16 protein-coding genes are annotated in these 16,828 nt (G+C 38.2%); 4 read left to right on the top strand and 12 right to left on the bottom strand.

All coding sequences use genetic code 11. The features are described 5' to 3' along the window. Nucleotides 1-49 precede the first annotated feature (49 nt). The 8 genes from MKZ18_RS19955 to MKZ18_RS19990 all read right to left on the bottom strand — a co-directional run bounded on the left by MKZ18_RS19955 (nucleotide 50) and on the right by MKZ18_RS19990 (nucleotide 7,505). Nucleotides 50-895, bottom strand: a complete 846-nt coding sequence (locus MKZ18_RS19955) for a DegV family protein (RefSeq protein WP_025909622.1) — start codon at nucleotides 893-895, stop codon at nucleotides 50-52. 116 nt (nucleotides 896-1,011) lie between these two features. Beyond that, nucleotides 1,012-1,449, bottom strand: a complete 438-nt coding sequence (locus MKZ18_RS19960) for a YaaR family protein (RefSeq protein WP_061786279.1) — start codon at nucleotides 1,447-1,449, stop codon at nucleotides 1,012-1,014. An 81-nt stretch (nucleotides 1,450-1,530) separates the two neighbouring features. Then, nucleotides 1,531-2,352, bottom strand: coding sequence for a flagellin N-terminal helical domain-containing protein (locus tag MKZ18_RS19965; protein ID WP_025909620.1), 822 nt, complete (start codon nucleotides 2,350-2,352; stop codon nucleotides 1,531-1,533). Between the two features lie 17 nt (nucleotides 2,353-2,369). Then, the gene (locus MKZ18_RS19970; protein WP_235932360.1) at nucleotides 2,370-2,795 is read right to left on the bottom strand and encodes a flagellar export chaperone FliS; all 426 of its coding nucleotides are present in this window, start codon (nucleotides 2,793-2,795) and stop codon (nucleotides 2,370-2,372) included. 47 nt (nucleotides 2,796-2,842) lie between these two features. Next, nucleotides 2,843-3,148, bottom strand: a complete 306-nt coding sequence (locus MKZ18_RS19975) for an EscU/YscU/HrcU family type III secretion system export apparatus switch protein (protein WP_025909618.1) — start codon at nucleotides 3,146-3,148, stop codon at nucleotides 2,843-2,845. Beyond that, nucleotides 3,145-5,472 carry a hypothetical protein gene (locus MKZ18_RS19980; RefSeq protein ID WP_340841936.1) on the bottom strand — a complete coding sequence of 776 codons (2,328 nt, stop codon included), beginning with the start codon at nucleotides 5,470-5,472 and terminating at the stop codon, nucleotides 3,145-3,147. Before MKZ18_RS19980 ends, MKZ18_RS19975 begins: the two co-directional genes overlap by 4 nt. Before the next feature lie 131 nt (nucleotides 5,473-5,603). Beyond that, nucleotides 5,604-6,287, bottom strand: a complete 684-nt coding sequence (locus tag MKZ18_RS19985; protein ID WP_025908789.1) for a response regulator — start codon at nucleotides 6,285-6,287, stop codon at nucleotides 5,604-5,606. 69 nt (nucleotides 6,288-6,356) lie between these two features. After that, nucleotides 6,357-7,505: a sensor histidine kinase gene (locus MKZ18_RS19990; RefSeq protein ID WP_061786282.1), complete on the bottom strand. Its 1,149-nt coding sequence runs from the start codon at nucleotides 7,503-7,505 to the stop codon at nucleotides 6,357-6,359. A gap of 567 nt (nucleotides 7,506-8,072) precedes the next feature. Here MKZ18_RS19990 and MKZ18_RS19995 point away from each other — a divergent pair. Further along, a complete protein-coding gene (locus MKZ18_RS19995; RefSeq protein WP_025908787.1) occupies nucleotides 8,073-8,705 on the top strand; it encodes a YigZ family protein in 633 nt (210 codons plus the stop codon). Between the two features lie 180 nt (nucleotides 8,706-8,885). Then, on the top strand, nucleotides 8,886-9,878 hold the full coding sequence (locus MKZ18_RS20000) for an LCP family protein (RefSeq protein WP_025908786.1): 993 nt from the start codon (nucleotides 8,886-8,888) through the stop codon (nucleotides 9,876-9,878). Nucleotides 9,879-9,911: 33 nt separating this feature from the next. On the opposite strand, the gene MKZ18_RS20005 is transcribed toward MKZ18_RS20000, so the two are convergent. Beyond that, the gene (locus tag MKZ18_RS20005; protein WP_025908785.1) at nucleotides 9,912-10,961 is read right to left on the bottom strand and encodes a glycosyltransferase family 4 protein; all 1,050 of its coding nucleotides are present in this window, start codon (nucleotides 10,959-10,961) and stop codon (nucleotides 9,912-9,914) included. Nucleotides 10,962-11,412: 451 nt separating this feature from the next. Here MKZ18_RS20005 and MKZ18_RS20010 point away from each other — a divergent pair, with 451 nt between their 5' ends. Then, on the top strand, nucleotides 11,413-11,958 hold the full coding sequence (locus MKZ18_RS20010; RefSeq protein ID WP_025908784.1) for a hypothetical protein: 546 nt from the start codon (nucleotides 11,413-11,415) through the stop codon (nucleotides 11,956-11,958). 17 nt (nucleotides 11,959-11,975) lie between these two features. Continuing rightward, complete coding sequence (locus MKZ18_RS20015; RefSeq protein WP_261392440.1) at nucleotides 11,976-13,487, top strand: flotillin family protein; 1,512 nt, start codon at nucleotides 11,976-11,978, stop codon at nucleotides 13,485-13,487. 41 nt (nucleotides 13,488-13,528) lie between these two features. On the opposite strand, the gene MKZ18_RS20020 is transcribed toward MKZ18_RS20015, so the two are convergent. The 3 genes from MKZ18_RS20020 to galU form a co-directional block, all read right to left on the bottom strand. Continuing rightward, nucleotides 13,529-14,236, bottom strand: a complete 708-nt coding sequence (locus tag MKZ18_RS20020; protein WP_025908782.1) for a WecB/TagA/CpsF family glycosyltransferase — start codon at nucleotides 14,234-14,236, stop codon at nucleotides 13,529-13,531. A gap of 94 nt (nucleotides 14,237-14,330) precedes the next feature. Continuing rightward, a complete protein-coding gene (locus tag MKZ18_RS20025; protein WP_341344593.1) occupies nucleotides 14,331-15,614 on the bottom strand; it encodes a nucleotide sugar dehydrogenase in 1,284 nt (427 codons plus the stop codon). A gap of 238 nt (nucleotides 15,615-15,852) precedes the next feature. After that, nucleotides 15,853-16,725: a UTP--glucose-1-phosphate uridylyltransferase GalU gene (galU, locus tag MKZ18_RS20030; RefSeq protein WP_025908780.1), complete on the bottom strand. Its 873-nt coding sequence runs from the start codon at nucleotides 16,723-16,725 to the stop codon at nucleotides 15,853-15,855. Nucleotides 16,726-16,828 lie beyond the last annotated feature (103 nt).

Raw genomic sequence — 16,828 nt, forward strand, 5'->3', positions numbered from 1 at the left:
CTAAATTCCTGCAATAAAAAAACCAAACTAACAAAAAGTTAGTTTGGCTTTATTCTTTATACCAACCAACACCGATGGCACCTTCTCCAAGATGGGTACCAATAACAGGTCCAAAGTATGAAAGACTCCACTCAATGTGAGGGTACTTTTCTTGCAGTTTTGCTTTAAATTCCGCTGCCTCTGAAGGACGATTCGCATGAATCACTACACCTTTCATTGGCGCAAGCTCACGTGCATCCTCATCCAGTAGCTCTACGATACGTTTTAACGCGCGCTTTCTCGTACGAATTTTTTCATAAGGAACAATTTTCTTGTCAACAAAGTGAAGCAGTGGCTTAACTTGCAACAAACTTCCAATAATCGCTTGAGCTGCATTTAAGCGCCCTCCACGCTGCAAATGTGACAAATCGTCTGCCATAAAGTAAGCGCGTATAGACGTTTTCATTTCATCAAAACGATTCACAATCTCTGCTGGCGTACGACCAGCTTCCGCCATTTTAGCTCCTTCAAGAACATAAAAGCCTTGCACCATGCAGCTAATTTCAGAATCATATACTTGTACGTCAAAACCTGAAACCATTTCGCTTGCTGAAAGTGCCCCTTGATAGGTTCCGCTAATCCCACTTGAGAGCGTCACAACGACCGCTGACTCATAACCATCACGCTGTAGCTGCTCATACAGTTCAACAAACTCACCAATTGGAGGCTGAGAGGTTGTTGGCAATGTTTTGGCATCTTTAATTTTATGAAAATATTCTTCCGCCGTTACGTCTATTTCTTCACGATAAGTTTCATTACCAAAAATAACGCTAAGCGGTACCATATGTATGTCATGTTGAGCGCGCACTTCTTCTGATATATACGCTGTACTATCAGTAATAATTGCCGTTTTCATTTGAAAGGGTCCATCCTTTTTTATTATTTAAAAATAAGTTCACTCTATTTTACAACATTTCAATTTAAAATGCATGTTTACAAAAACAAAGAAAGCCCTTTTAACCTTCCCTCTTTTCACGTATAGATGTTGACCAATAAACCTTGGATTTCACCTACTCTTGCTAAAAGCTGAAGCTCATTCGTTGATTTATTTAGCACGTCGTTTGTTAGATCAACAAGCTTACGATCGACTTCTTTTACAAGCTTATATACCTTTGTCGTTCCTCTTCTGTTAAAGCCCCTCTGTTCATGCAGTTCAAAGCCATTTTTAACTGCATCATCCATAAACTCTTTCACCAGGGCTTTGTACTTTCGAAGCACATCAACCGTCTGATTCTTGGCTAGATGACGACCTTGTTCATCGATTTTTGTCACCAGTTGTGATAAACGCTCATGGGTGAGGTCACGCTGCTTTTTAGCCATAACGTCCGTGAACGTAATTGATTCTTGAACCTCTTTCGCTTTAGAAACGTTTGGTTGATTTGTCAGTCCGTTAATTCGCTGAACATCCATTTCTATTCCTCTTTCGTTTTTACTTGTATTATACAGGAAAAAGAGAAAAGCATCGTGCTTTTCTCTCGTTTTCATAATCCATTATTTTAACAGCTGTAAAATTCCTTGTGGAAGCTGGTTAGCCTGTGCAAGCATCGCTTGCGCAGCTTGGTTTAAAATGTTGTTTTTCGTAAACTCCGTCATCTCCTGTGCCATATCCACGTCACGAATTCGCGATTCAGAAGCCGTTAAGTTTTCACTCATTGTACTGATATTGCTCATCGCATGCTCAAGGCGGTTTTGTGCAGCACCAAGCGTTGAGCGATCTTTTGACACAGCAGCAATCGCTTTATCAAGCTGAGTAATAGCAGTTGTTGCATTTGTTGCGGTTGTAATAGAAGTTGTCGTAAGACCTAAAGTTGCCGTCGTAACGTCACCAATTTTAGCTAACTTTAACGCTAAGCTCGGAGCCTCTGGTGAAATTTGAAATTGAATATTCGTTGTTTTCCCATCTAATAAATTTGTACCGTTAAATTGTGTTGTTTGTGCGATACGGTCGATTTCCTGCTTTAACTGCTGCACTTCAGCATCTAAATACGCACGGTCTTCCGTGTCTTGGTACGTGCCATTTGAAGACTGGACGGCTAGTTCACGCATACGCTGAAGCATGCTGTGCACTTCCTGCATGCCGCCTTCTGCTGTTTGAATGAGTGAAATTCCGTCTAATGCATTGCGTTCTGCCATATCTAAAGCGCGAATTTGAGAACGCATTTTCTCTGAAATAGCTAATCCTGCTGCATCGTCCGCTGCGCGGTTAATACGAAGTCCAGATGATAGTTTCTCTAAGCTTTTCGACGTATTCATTTGATTCGTAGATAAGTTTTTATAAGCATTTAACGCTTGAATATTATGATTGATTCTCATTGAATAAGCTCCTTTTTTTATAATGTCGTTGTGCTAATTTGTCTCTCATAAGACGATAGTTTTCTATGAACGCTCGGTCGCTTTTGGGCTACTTCTTCACTCATTGCCTTATTCCAAGCAGCTGAAATTTCAGTTAGAACGCGATGAGCGTCTTGTAAAATCGTAATATCCTTCTTCATATTCCCTTCTACCACTCGTTCTGCTACATAGTTATAAATCGTATCAAGCTGCTCCGCAATAACACCTGCTTCATATTTCAAGCCGACGCCTAGGCGATGAAGGATATCACTTGTATTTTTTAAATTTTCATTTGCTGTATAGAAATCTTTGTTATGAATATGTTCAATGCTTTCTTCAATATTTAAAATCGCTTTTTCATACAGCATAGCCGTTAGCTGCTGCGATGTTTTTTGATAAAGAAGCTCTTCCGTTAAAAAGTCCAATTCATCTTATCTCCCTTGTGCATTCCTTTTTTTACTTATCGGCACGTCTAGTAGCCATTTTCATTCATATCCTCGACTTTTTTTACAAATAAAAGAATTTCGGCAATAACTCCGTACAGCTGCGGGGGGATTTGATCTCCTAGCTCAATATCCATCAAATTCGTCAGAAGCGTTTCGTCTTCTTGCAGTGGAATATCATGCTGCTTTGCAAGGTTGAGAATTCGATTCGCCGTCGAACCTGACCCTTGCGCAACAACTTTTGGCGCTCCCTCTCCTTGCTCATAGCGAATGACCGTTGCAGAAGGACCTCGCTTTTGCCTCCGATTCGCTGTATTAATATATTGGTAGTTCATATTGAATAATCAAACCCTTTCATTGAAAGCATTGGGATTTGTTTCTTAATTGGTGCTTTCACTTCGTCTTCTCTTCCATTTCGTAGCTCTGCATAGGAGACTCCCGTAATCGCGTAACCAATTGCTTCAATTTTACCCTTTAATTCATCAACAACCGTATCAGCGTTGGATGCAAACGCATCGCTGTTCGTTTCAAATGAAATGGATAGATTGCGATCCGATGCTTTTAACATCACGCCAATCTCACCGAGCTGCTTCGTCTCAAATAGAAAGTATAAGCTTGTATTTTCCCAGTCAATTTTCTCACGCTTTTTATTTGACTGAATAAATACTTTCATCGTTCCTACTTCACCTTTTAGCGTAAAAGGTAGATGCATATAAAGCTGCTGCGCTGATGAAGAATCATGCTTGTTTAAAAGCTGCTGACCTGTGATATGTTGAAGAGCTGAATCAGCTGTTTGAGCTGCCATGCTCGCATATTCTCCTTTTAACAGGCCACTTTTCACATCAACTGTGGATGCTTGCTGGTGTCCTTGTAGCACATGTAATGCCTCTTTTTCGCGCTGAAACCCCAATCTCTTTACGGTTTCATAGATATCTCTAGCTCCTATTTCTGGCTCATCAGCAACGCTAACCCCTGGTAAAGCAAGTTTTGAAAACAACTCGTCTTGAACAAAATGCATCATCTTTTGGTGAGAAGGCTTATAATCCATTCCTTTAATCATTTCTTTGATTTGCATAACTAAGCTATGAGCTTGAGAGCGATCTCCCTGTGCTAATAGACTTTTCGCTTCTTGAAGAAGCTGACTAGCCTTTAACATTTCTTTTTCAGATTTCATATCTGCATATAGCATGAAATCACTTTGTAAAATGGCTTTATCAAGCTGCTTAACGGTTGCTTCTAATAGCTGTGACGCCTTCATTTTTGCTGAAGGTGCTGATTCTTGAAGCAAATCTGCAACATAGAGAAGCTGACGATTTACCTGCTGCTGTACATTTTGAAATTCTTTTGTGATATACGCCAGTTTTTCTGTCACAACCGTTACAACCACATCTTTTGTAGCAACATGAAGAGGTAGTTCTTTTGCTGATGGTTGTTCAAAACTCTCGCTAATAGCCACTAGCACCTCATTTATTTGCTTTCTAGCAGCCATTTCTTTATGCTGATTTACCAATTCACTTGCCTTACCAAGAGCTTGGCTTACTTTTTCAGCATGTGCTGGATGAGACTGTAAAGCTGGTAACACCTGATTCGAAAGGTGCTCAAGAGCAACTTTTATATTCGGTTCACGACTAAACGTACGTACAGCCAAATGAAGCGCTTCTTGAACACTTTTTGCATCTGCTTGTTTTGAATGTAGCGCCATTAACAAATCACTGATCCGCTGAAGAACAAGTTCTTGCAGCTTTGAGCCTTCTAGTAGCTTTTGCTGGACCTCTTGCGGTACACCGTTACTCTTTAATTCAAGAAGTAAAGTCTGCACTTCTTGTTTAGTTAGAGGGATATTTTTCAGCAAGTCATCTCGATTCAACTCTTTAAGGCCGCTCGCTGTGACGTCTTGACTCGTTCGAAAAATCCGCTGTAATTGCTCTACAATATTCTTAGGTATTTCTTTAACTTCTTTTAATTGTTGAAGAATATCTCCTACGCTATCACCTGTTTTTAGACGTTGAAGCAGTACGTTGATTTCCTCTTGGCTAAAGGGGGATTTAGTCGATGCTTCCACACTTTTTAAGGCTCCCTCAACCTTGATCTGTAGCTCTGATGGCAAAGTCGGTCGATTAGCAACCGCTTCTTTAAAAAGCTCTTTTAATGCATCACCATGAAGAGCTTCATCAATTGCAGTAAGGTGATTTACCGTCACTTCTAGCTTTTTATTCACAAGAGCAGAAATCGTTTCATCTGTTTGTGAAGCTGAGCGATTTGTTATAGTAAAAAAACGTTCTAGCGCCATCACCGAAGATTCTGTTACACGATATCCAGCATTTTTAAGCCTTCGAGCAGCTTGTTGTACTTGCTCTGAAGCAGCTGGCATAATTGGCCTTTTGACTCGTTCCTCAAAATTTTCTGTTGGTATTTTCGATAAAACTTGTCCTTCTATATAACCTTCTTTTACATGCGTTACTTTTATTTTGATATGATCATTTTCATGCACTGGCTGGTCTAGGCGAACGGGTACTTCACGTCCCTTTACCTGCATAAGCACTTCTTTTTCATTCATTACTTCCTTAACTATTCCTTGCAGCGTATCTTCTGTTGCAATTGTAGTTGCCGAAGGCGCACTCGCGTGATGCAACGAATGGGATGACTGCTGAATTTTCATAGATTCACGCTCCATTAAGTCGCTTTACGACATATCTTTTCTACCGTATGTATCGGCTATTTTTTTGTGCTTTTCATATGTCTTTTCACCTAAAAAAGCTCCGCATACAAATGTATGCGGAGCTTTCTTTGTTATCGTACCTCTACCCAGCCGTTTTTAATTGCTACAACAACTGCTTGCGTACGGTCGTTTACGTTCATCTTTTGTAAAATATTACTTACGTGGTTTTTAACTGTTTTTTCACTAATATATAGAGCTTCACCAATTCCACGGTTACTCTTTCCATCAGCTAAAAGTTGCAATACTTCACACTCACGACGAGTTAGTAAGTGAAGCGGGCGGCGAATCTCAATTGGCTCATGTGGATATGAAGATGATTGACCTTGAGCTGCAAGTCGACGGTATTCTTTTACTAGGCTATGCGTTACCTTCGGATGTAAGTAGGATCCACCCTCTGCTACTACTTTAACAGCTTCAATTAATGCATCTGCATCCATTTCTTTTAACAAGTAGCCTCGTGCTCCTGTTTGAAGTGCATGAGTCACATATGTTTCATCATCATGAATCGATAAGATGATAACTTTCGTATCTGGGTTCATCTCTACTAGCTGCTTTGTTGCTTCGACACCATTTACAGCTGGCATGTTGATATCCATGATTACAACGTCAGGCTGATGTTCTTCAACAAGACCAATCGCTTCGTTACCATCGTCACCTTCTGCTACTACTTCAAAATCTTTTTCAAAATCTAAAATACGTTTTACTCCTTCACGGAATAATTGATGGTCATCAATGATGACAATTCGTGTTTGCATATCTGGTTCCTCCCCAAATCCAACAATGAATAGTTTTTACTATATTAATTCGATGTTATTGTATTCTTATTATTTATTTAGAATCGGTACTTTAATCATAACAAGCGTACCTTGGTTTAATTTTGAATGAACAGAAATGCTTCCACCCAACAAATCTACTCTTTCTCTCATTCCAATTAAACCAAATGAGTTTTCTTTTTTTTGATTTTGATCAAAGCCACAGCCATCATCTTTTACAAGTAAAACTGCTTGTTCATTATTAAACTCAATTTTCACTTGAACTTCCGAGGCATCCGCATGCTTTAAGGCATTCGTAACAGCTTCTTGTACAAGTCGAAATAGCGCTACTTCCAGCTTTGACGCAGTACGTTTTTCTTGTCCAATCGAAATGAAGGTAATGCGTGGTTTACCGTCATTATAGTCTTCAATTGTATCTAAATATTTTCGAAGCGTTGGAATTAACCCTAAATCATCCAATGCCATTGGTCTTAAGTCGTAAATAATTCTTCGCACTTCATAGAGTGCTGAACGCACCATTTTGCGCAAATCTCGAATTTCATCCATCGCTTCCTGAGCACTGCGCTCTCGGTAAATACGTTCAATTAATTCCGACCTCATCATCACGTTAGCTAGCATTTGCGCTGGACCATCATGAATTTCACGGGATAACCTTTTACGCTCTTCCTCTTGCGCTTCAATAATCCGAAAACCAAAATATTCTTTTTGAATAGCATCTTCGACAATTTCTCCAACTTGCTTCAAATCGCTGGTTAAATAGTTTAACACCACTGAAATCTGCCCCACCAGATGATCTGCTCGCTTGATGGTTTCTTCCAACGACATCAATCGACGTTCAAGTTCATCTCGCCTGCTTCTAAGCTGATGTTCTGACTGCTGATTCATTAAAAGTTTTGTCTGTAATTCATGAGCTTTTTCGTAGGCATCTTTTACCTCTGGCTCAGAATAAATTTGAAAATGCTTGCTTACCTCAGCTAAGCGCTTTCGTGCTAAACGCGCCTGAGCCTCTAGGCGATCTCCTTGCTCAATAACCTGCAAAACTTTGGCTTTTAAGCCTTCTAATTCTTCTTTTATCTCTTCGTATTCCTGTCGTGCACTTTCAGATAAGCGATATACTTCATCTTTACTATTTCCAACTGTGCCAATGATTTTGTCTAATATTTCATCTAACATTTTACTTGTTAATTTATGTTTTGACATTTATTCACCTCAAGCTTACACTCACATTCGAAGAAATGCCAATACGTTATTACGCTTTCTCGTACGACTTACTTGAATTGCGAGGAAATCTGGATCTGCTCCAGTTTACATGATTAAGACAGCATCTATAGAGACAGCATGGCTATAGAAAAACATATGAGATACCTTCTTGTTTTTCTTATATTAGAATAGGATAAGTTCTTTTGGTGTACATCTTTGCTCACTACTTTTCTCATGCATGATATACACTCTACTCCAAAAGACTACCATTTCTATCTCACCATTAACAGGGACAAACATCCTGTTTCGTTTAACAATTACATGTCATTCGTAACATTTATGTGATTATTTTTTTAAAACTTTTGGTTTAGTTAGCTTGTCCATTATCATTGATAAATACTTTACAACACTGTAACAATTCAAGGCTCCAAATTGATGTATCAGTTTTGAAGCTTTATAATAAGTGAGATAAGAAAAAATTGCTTTTATTCTTAATTTTAATTACCTATTACCCACTTTTTTAAAATAAACACATAAAATCATATATACAGGAGGCATTTTATTACATTGTTACCTCAATATTATACTGTAAAACAGTCTGGTGCACATGAAATTGTGATTCAAAAATCACGCTTTATCTGTCATGCAAAGCGTGCAACAACAGAAAAAGAAGCACAGGACTTTATTCAAAAGATAAAGAAAGAACATTGGAGCGCAAACCACAACTGTTCTGCTTATTTAATTGGAGAGCGCGATCAGTTTCAAAAAGCCAATGATGATGGTGAACCTAGCGGTACTGCCGGTGTACCAATGCTTGAAGTGCTGAAGCGAAAAGAACTAAAGGATACTGTTGTGGTAGTAACGCGTTATTTCGGCGGTATTAAGCTTGGGGCTGGCGGACTCGTTCGTGCATATAGCAACTCAGTATCTGAAGGGCTCACAAACATTGGTATCGTAAAGCGTACACTTATGCAAATCATGCATACAAAAGTTGATTATACGTGGCTTGGCAAGCTGGAAAATGAATTACGCAATTCACCTTACGTCTTAAAAGAAATTCATTATGCAGATAACGTAATCGTGGATACGTTTGTGGAAGAGAGTCAAAAAGATGCGTTTACAGCTTGGATGACGGAACTTACAAACGGCCAAGCAGACATTTCAGCAGGCGAAGTGACCTATTTAGAAGAAGAGATATAATGAATTATTTACTGTGAATTAAAAACATTGTAAAATAAAAGACAGCGCACTGATGCCACAGTGCGTCGTTCTTTTCCTCACTAAAATATAAGGTAATATTGAACGCATTCCGTTTAATTTGAATTCCAATAACAAACAATAAAAATATGTAAAAACTTACTAAACTAAAGGAGAACGTATATGGCTCAGCATAGGCGTTTTGAAAAACGAGTAAATCGAAAAAAGCGGAAAAGAAGATTGCTTTCTTTTTTTCTTCTGCCAATCTTAATCATTGGATTATCCGCTACGGCGTACGGCTCTTATTTGTTCGCTAAAGCAAAAAGCGTTGCATCTGATTCATTTCAAAGCTTAGGAGATCGTGACTCTTCACCGATGCGCGATCGAAAAATCGATCCTAAGAAAGATAACATCTCCATTTTATTTATGGGTGTTGATGACAGCGAATCGCGAAATTTCGGGAAATCGGCTCGTACAGATGCACTAATTTTAGCGACGCTAAACGAAAAAGAGAAAACGGTGAAGCTTGTGAGTATCCCTCGTGACTCTCGCGTATATATTCCAGAAGTCAGCAAAAAAGATAAAATTACGCATGCTCATGCATACGGTGGACCGAAAGCCACGGTCGAAACGGTTGAAGAGCTATTCGATGTTCCCGTAGACTACTATGTAAAGCTTAATTTCCAAGCTTTCACTGAGATTGTTGACTCTTTAGGAGGCATCGAATTTGATGTACCTTACGACTTAAAAGAAAAAGATTCTAGTGATCATCATGAAGGCATTGTACTAAAAGCTGGTAAACAACACTTAAACGGTGAAGAAGCACTAGCAATTGCACGGACAAGAAAACAAGATAGTGACATTGAACGAGGTAAGCGACAGCAGCAGCTTATGCAAGCCATCGCTAAGGAAGCATCGTCAATTGGCTCTATGACAAAGTATGGTAACTTAATCGAAGCTGTTGGTGACAACATGAAAACAAACTTAATGTTTGGCGAAATGCTTTCGTTCTATGATTACGCTTCGAAGAATATTGATATTGAAACATTAAATCTTGCTGGGACAGATGATACAATTAACGGCGTTTATTATTATGAATTGGATGATATAGCCGTTCAAGAAGTAAGCGATACGCTACACGAACATTTAGGTCTAGACAAAGAAAGCACGGAGTAGAAAAAGCCTGTCGACTCGAGCCGACAGGCTTTTTTATTTATATCGTAGCGCTTGAAACATATTGAGTAGTGGTCGATATGTTTTATCTACCAGACCAATTTTCTCCACAATGATTTCAATTGCAAAAATTAAAATGGCGAGAACTAGGAACGAACCCCACATGGTTTGTACCTGAGAAAAGATAACGGCTGCTAAACCAAAAATCGCACTCATACCGTAAATAATTAGCACCGTTTGGCGATGGCTGTATCCTAAGCGCAACAGGCAGTGATGCAGATGCGACTTGTCAGGAGCCGAAAGCGGCTGATTTTTAACGATACGGCGAATAATTGCAAAGAACGTATCTGAAATTGGTACACCGAGGATAATAACCGGAACGATTAATGAAATTAACGTAACATTTTTAAATCCTAACAGAGATAAAACCGAAATCATGTACCCTAAGAAAAGTGCTCCTGTATCTCCCATAAAGATTTTGGCTGGATGAAAATTATAAAGCAAGAACCCAAGCGTACTTCCTAACAGGATAAAGCCCATACTCGTTACGAACACGTCGTTCATCATAATGGCCATTCCTGAAATTGTAATTAATACAATTGAGGAAACTCCTGCTGCAAGACCATCTAATCCGTCAATTAAGTTGATGGCATTTGTGATCCCCACAATCCAAATAATTGTAAGAGGAATACTCAAAACGCCAAGTTCAAGACTACCATTAAAAGGAAGGTTGATATACTGAACTTGTACACCGCCATATACCACCACGATTAACGCTGCAAGCAATTGACCGCTTAGCTTAATTTTTGCTGAAAGCTCCATCATATCATCTAACACACCCGTAATAATGATAATGAAACTTCCGATGATAATTGCTAAAGCGTAAGGGCTAGTTGGTTGTAAAAGAAAATAACCGATTAAAAAACTAATAAATATTGCTAATCCTCCAAGACGAGGCATAATTTTTTGATGAACTTTTCGTTGATTTGGCTTATCTGTTGCACCTATTTTAAATGCTAATTTTTTAACAAGCGGAGTGACTAAAATAGACGAAATAAAACAAATAAACAAGGTCAAATATAACATGTAGACCCTCCTCAGGTTTATGTTAACCAAAATCGCAGTAAATGTTACTGTTATTTAGATTTGGATAATATTACATATGAGCGAGCTATTGGACAAAATTTTTTGACTAGTTTTCTCCTAAACTGGATTATACCATATTGATTTTACTACTTAAATAAGAATTTGTCTTCATAAACCTTAAACTAACTCTCTCTATGTATCTATCATTTAATACACATCTAATTATGTTTTTCTTCTATCTTTCTCTTACTAACCAACACCCTACCTATTGTATTTAACAGTCTTTGCAAATATACGAACATTCGAATGGATGATTTAATCAACTGCTTATTTACTGCAGCATCTAAAGATAAAAGATGAAAAAATATTATTATTTTTATAAAAAATGAAACTTTTCCATTTTCTGAGCGTATTACCTTTTATAAGAATCAAATGAAGGGAGGTTTTCAAATTGGAACTGCTCTCGGTGCCTATTCAGACAATTTATCTTTACACACTAATTGGTTTTGGTACCCTTACCTTTTTATACATTCTATTCGGTGACGTACTGGATGCATTATTTGAAGGTATCCCTGGATTAAATCCTACGCTCATTTTTTCCTTTTTTACAATCTTCAGTGCAAGCGGCTATATCTTGGAACAACTACAGCTATTTTCCAGTATTTTAAATCTGATTGTCTCTGCAATTATTGCCCTATTACTTGTAACACTACTCAATATCTTTGTTCTTATTCCTTTATCATCTGCTGAAGAATCAATTGCTTTTACAGAGTCATCTCTTCAAGGTCGAATTGGCGAACTCATCATTCCTATTCCCATTGATGGATACGGTGAAGTTGTTGTTAAAGACGTAAGTGGCACTATTTCAAAGCCAGCCATTAGCTTAAAAAATCAAGAAATTTTGTCAGGTACCAAAGTATTGATTGTTGAAATCAAAAACGGAAATGCGGTTGTTGTTACTTACGAACCGACCAACTACACACTACCAAATTCATAATCAAGAGGAGGATATTTATGTCCATTTTTATTATTGCTGGAATCGTTGTCTTTTTATTAATTGTATTGATTGGAGTATTTATTACCAAATATCGTACTGCAGGTCCTGATGAAGCACTGATTGTCACAGGTAGCTATTTAGGATCAAAGAATGTTCACGTTGACGAATCTGGAAACAAAATTAAAATTGTGCGAGGCGGAGGTACATTTGTATTACCCGTATTTCAACAAGCTGAACCATTAAGCTTATTATCAAGTAAATTAGAAGTATCAACACCTGAAGTATATACAGAACAAGGTGTACCCGTGATGGCCGATGGTGTATCTATTATTAAAATAGGCGGTTCTATATCAGAAATTGCTACAGCAGCTGAACAGTTCTTAGGTAAAGCCAAAGAAGATCGTGAAACGGAAGCGCGTGAAGTTCTTGAAGGACATTTACGCTCGATTTTGGGATCAATGACTGTAGAAGAAATTTATAAAAACCGCGAGAAATTTTCACAAGAAGTACAGCGCGTTGCGTCTCAAGACTTAGCGAAAATGGGGCTTATTATCGTCTCGTTTACAATCAAAGATGTACGTGATAAAAACGGATACTTAGAGTCGCTTGGTAAGCCTCGTATTGCTCAGGTAAAACGTGATGCTGATATCGCTACTGCCGAGGCTGAAAAAGAAACGAGAATCAAGCGTGCAGAAGCACATAAGGATGCTCAAAAAGCTGAGCTAGAGAGAAATACCGAAATTGCGGAAGCGGAAAAAGCGAACCAATTAAAAACGGCTGAATACCGCCGTGAACAAGATATTGCAAAAGCTCGTGCTGACCAAGCATACGACTTAGAAACAGCTCGTGCAAAACAAGAAGTAACAGAACATGAAATGCAAATTCGTATTATTGAGCGTCAAAAACAAATTGAATTAGAAGAAAAAGAAATTCTTCGTCGTGAACGCCAATACGATTCTGAAGTTAAAAAGAAAGCCGACGCGGACCGCTACGCAGTTGAGCAGGCTGCTGCTGCTGAAAAAGCCAAACAGCTTGCAGAAGCGGATGCAAATAAGTATCGTGTTGAAACAATGGCTAAAGCAGAAGCAGAACGCGTTCGTGTTGATGGTCTTGCAAAAGCCGATGCTGAGCGTGCTCAGGGTGAATCAGAAGCTGAAATCATTCGCTTAAAAGGTCTTGCAGAAGCGGAAGCAAAACAAAAAGTAGCAGAAGCATTTGAACAGTTCGGTCAAGCAGCTATCTTGGATATGATTATCAAAATGCTTCCAGAATATGCGAAGCAAGTTGCTGCACCTTTATCTAATATTGATAAGATTACAGTTGTCGATACAGGTAGCTCGGGTGAAAGTGGAGGCGCCAATAAAGTAACTGGCTATGCTACCAACCTAATGTCTACTTTACAGGAATCGTTAAAAGCTTCATCCGGTTTAGATGTTAAAGAACTGATTGAAAACTTTTCTGGTAAAGGAAACGTTCGTCACAGCTTAGATCAGTTAACAGAAGAAATCAAAGATAAAAAAGAAGCGTAACAAAAAGGAGAGCCTCCCGTTGCAGGGGGCTCTCCTTTTTGTTATCCTTTTAGCGCTTTAAGTAAGAACTTTGGTAGTGCTAGTTGTCTTTTCAAACGCCATGGCTCTTTTATTAAACGATACAACCATTCTAACCCAAATCGTTGAAAAACTTCTGGAGCACGGTTTAAACGACCAGAAATCACATCAAACGATCCTCCTACTCCTTGGTACACTGAAGGGTATAGATGATCTTTATTCGCTAGAATCCAGTTTTCTTGAGCTGGACTTCCTAATGCAACAAAAACGATATCTGCTTTTGATTCATTAATAGTTGTTTCAATTACCTGCTTGTCTTTTTCATATCCATCAAGCACGCCAACAATTTGAATACCAGGAAACTTCTCTTCTAACTTGACTTTCGCCTCTCTGGCTATGCCTGGCTTGGCACCATACAAGAAGATTCGCTTCCCTTCTACAGTAGCTGTTTCACAAAGCTTCATCATCATATCAATTCCCGTTACACGCTCGCGTATTTTGCCTTTACGAAGCTTAGAAGCCAAAATAACACCGATACCGTCTGGAATTTGGTATGTTGCTTTATTTAACAACGTACGTAGCTCCTCGTCTTCTTGAGCTTTCATAATTTTTTCTGGATTAATGGCTACAATAAACGAAGTGTTCCGTTGATTAATATCTTCCATTAGCTTTGCTGCTAATTCATCATACGTGTCGTGACATACATCTACACCTAAGATATTTTCTTTCATCAAATCACCTATTTAAAGATACTAAAATTTTGTGTTCGTTCGTAATGAAAGACAGGCTACAGCCCGTCTTTCATTATCATTACCCTTATTATACTTATATCGTAGAAACTTTAGAATCACCTAATAACACAACGTCAAATCCTGCTTTTTTCCATGCATCACGTTGAATACATTTTTTTGTATCAAAGATAGCTTTGGTACGCATTTTGTCTTCAACTGCAGATGGAAGCATTTCTTTAAATTCGTTGTGGTCTGTTAGGATTAAGATTAAGTCTGCATGAGTTACAGCTTCTTCTAAGTCCTGTGTTTGCTTTTCAATTTTATTTTCTTTAATATGTGGATCGAACGCTGTGTAATCAACATTTAGCTTATCTAAATGTGCTAATACATCCGTTGATGGACTTTCACGCATATCATCAATGTTTCCTTTAAACGCTAGACCTAATACCGCAACGCGACCGTGCTGAATGCCTTTTGCATCAAGAATACTTTTTGCTTTTAGCGCCGTGTATTCTGGCATTGAATCATTTGTTTGACGAGAAAGAGAGATAATTTTCGCCAGCTCAGGCTGTAGCTCTGTTAAGAACCATGGATCAACTGCGATACAGTGTCCTCCTACACCTGGCCCTGGTAAATGAATATTTACACGTGGATGATAGTTCGCTAACTTAATCGCTTCCCAAGCATTGACACCGAGCTTTTCACTAATTTTAGCTAACTCATTTGCGAAAGCAATGTTCACATCACGGTACGTGTTTTCGATAACCTTGACCATTTCAGCCGTTGTAGCATCCGTTACGTGAATATTTCCTTTTACGAATACTTTATATAATTCTACTGTTAAACGACTTGATTCTTCGTTAATTCCACCCACAATACGATCGTTATTTACCAGTTCTTCAAATACTTTACCTGGAATAACGCGCTCAGGTGAATGAGACACGAATAATTCTGTTCCAAACGCTAGTCCTGTTTCTTTTAAAACGGGTAGCATCACGTCCTCCACTGTACGAGGAGGAACCGTTGATTCTAAAATAACAAGATTCCCTTTACGAACATAAGGAACGATTGACTTTGTTGCTTCTCTTACATAGTTTAAATTAGCTGTTTTATCATTATTAATTGGCGAAGGCACTGCAATAATGAATACATCCGCTTCTTCAGGTGTTGTACTAACTGTGAATAGACCTTTATCGACTGCTTCTTCTAAGCGCTCTTGTAGTCCATTCTCTTCTATATGAAGCTGTTTATTTTTAATTAAGTTGACTGCATGCTCGTTTACGTCAACGCCGTGAACTTGTAAACCATGATTTGCAAACATAACGGCTGTCGGTAAACCAATATACCCTAAGCCAACTACACATAATTTTTTTGCCATTACAGAAAATCTCCTTTATATGACATACTTTATAAATGAAACCTACATGATATTATATCGAAAATTGTTGCATCATGATAGCTTTTATATAAAAACACCATTCAAATTGTCTTCTTATTTATATTATGCATCAGTTTTGTTTTGTTCATCACCGAACAAACGATTTATCTTTTTCAGTTTTTTTCTAAACCAAAAGAACTAACGCACTAGTTGCAGTGCGCTAGTTCTTCTACTATAATTATTTATCTTTTACAATTGTTTGAAAGTAGTCCATTAGTTTTTCTTTCAGCTCATCTCTTTGTAAACCAAAGTCCACTGTAGCCTTAATAAAGCCAAACTTATCTCCTACATCATAGCGGTTACCTTGGAAATAGTGAGCTAGTACACGTTGAGATTCGTTTAGTTGTAAAATCGCATCTGTCAACTGTACTTCTCCGCCAGCACCAATTTTTTCTTGACTTAAAATATCAAAGATTTCAGGTGTTAAAATGTATCTTCCCATAATTGCGTACGTAGAAGGTGCATCAGCCGGATTTGGCTTTTCTACTAACGTATTCACTTCAAATACATCGTCCTGTATTGACTCTTCAATCCCAATAATTCCATATTTATTCGTTTCTTGACGAGGCACTTCCTGCACACCTACTACCGTACACTGGTGCTCTTCATAAACATCCATAAGCTGCTTTAAGCAAGGCTTGTCTGATTGTACAATATCATCACCCAGTAAAACAGCAAAAGGTTCATTACCTATAAAGCTTCTTGCACAGTTAATCGCGTGCCCTAACCCCTTTGGTTCCTTTTGGCGAATGTAATGAATATTGGCTAGGCTTGAAATCTCTTGGATTTCTTTAAGCATATCCCATTTTTCTTTAGCCGCTAACGTTTCTTCTAGCTCATATGATTTATCAAAGTGATCTTCAATTGCACGTTTGCCGCGACCGCTAATAATTAAAATATCTTCAATACCAGAAGCTACTGCTTCTTCAATGATATATTGAATCGTTGGCTTATCAACAATCGGTAACATTTCTTTTGGTTGCGCTTTCGTTGCAGGTAAAAATCGTGTTCCTAATCCCGCAGCTGGTATGATTGCTTTACGTACTGTCATTTCATTTACCTCCCATTAAATCCATGGTTGTTACAATTCATATAAATGTATTTTATAATAACCTTATTATAACTGTCACGAAATTCTACATCGCTTCCATTTT

Source organism: Priestia sp. FSL W8-0001 (assembly GCF_038050335.1).
GTDB classification, from domain to species: domain Bacteria; phylum Bacillota; class Bacilli; order Bacillales; family Bacillaceae_H; genus Priestia; species Priestia flexa.

Bases quoted from the DNA above. Each gene is read 5' to 3' on its own strand.
- MKZ18_RS19955 (WP_025909622.1), bottom strand. From the start codon at position 895: ATGAAAACGGCAATTATTACTGATAGTACAGCGTATATATCAGAAGAA.
- MKZ18_RS19960 (WP_061786279.1), bottom strand. From the start codon at position 1,449: ATGGATGTTCAGCGAATTAACGGACTGACAAATCAACCAAACGTTTCT.
- MKZ18_RS19965 (WP_025909620.1), bottom strand. From the start codon at position 2,352: ATGAGAATCAATCATAATATTCAAGCGTTAAATGCTTATAAAAACTTA.
- MKZ18_RS19975 (WP_025909618.1), bottom strand. From the start codon at position 3,148: ATGAACTACCAATATATTAATACAGCGAATCGGAGGCAAAAGCGAGGT.
- MKZ18_RS19980 (WP_340841936.1), bottom strand. From the start codon at position 5,472: ATGAAAATTCAGCAGTCATCCCATTCGTTGCATCACGCGAGTGCGCCT.
- MKZ18_RS19985 (WP_025908789.1), bottom strand. From the start codon at position 6,287: ATGCAAACACGAATTGTCATCATTGATGACCATCAATTATTCCGTGAA.
- MKZ18_RS19990 (WP_061786282.1), bottom strand. From the start codon at position 7,505: ATGTCAAAACATAAATTAACAAGTAAAATGTTAGATGAAATATTAGAC.
- MKZ18_RS20000 (WP_025908786.1), top strand. From the start codon at position 8,886: ATGGCTCAGCATAGGCGTTTTGAAAAACGAGTAAATCGAAAAAAGCGG.
- MKZ18_RS20005 (WP_025908785.1), bottom strand. From the start codon at position 10,961: ATGTTATATTTGACCTTGTTTATTTGTTTTATTTCGTCTATTTTAGTC.
- MKZ18_RS20015 (WP_261392440.1), top strand. From the start codon at position 11,976: ATGTCCATTTTTATTATTGCTGGAATCGTTGTCTTTTTATTAATTGTA.
- MKZ18_RS20020 (WP_025908782.1), bottom strand. From the start codon at position 14,236: ATGAAAGAAAATATCTTAGGTGTAGATGTATGTCACGACACGTATGAT.
- MKZ18_RS20025 (WP_341344593.1), bottom strand. From the start codon at position 15,614: ATGGCAAAAAAATTATGTGTAGTTGGCTTAGGGTATATTGGTTTACCG.
- galU (WP_025908780.1), bottom strand. From the start codon at position 16,725: ATGACAGTACGTAAAGCAATCATACCAGCTGCGGGATTAGGAACACGA.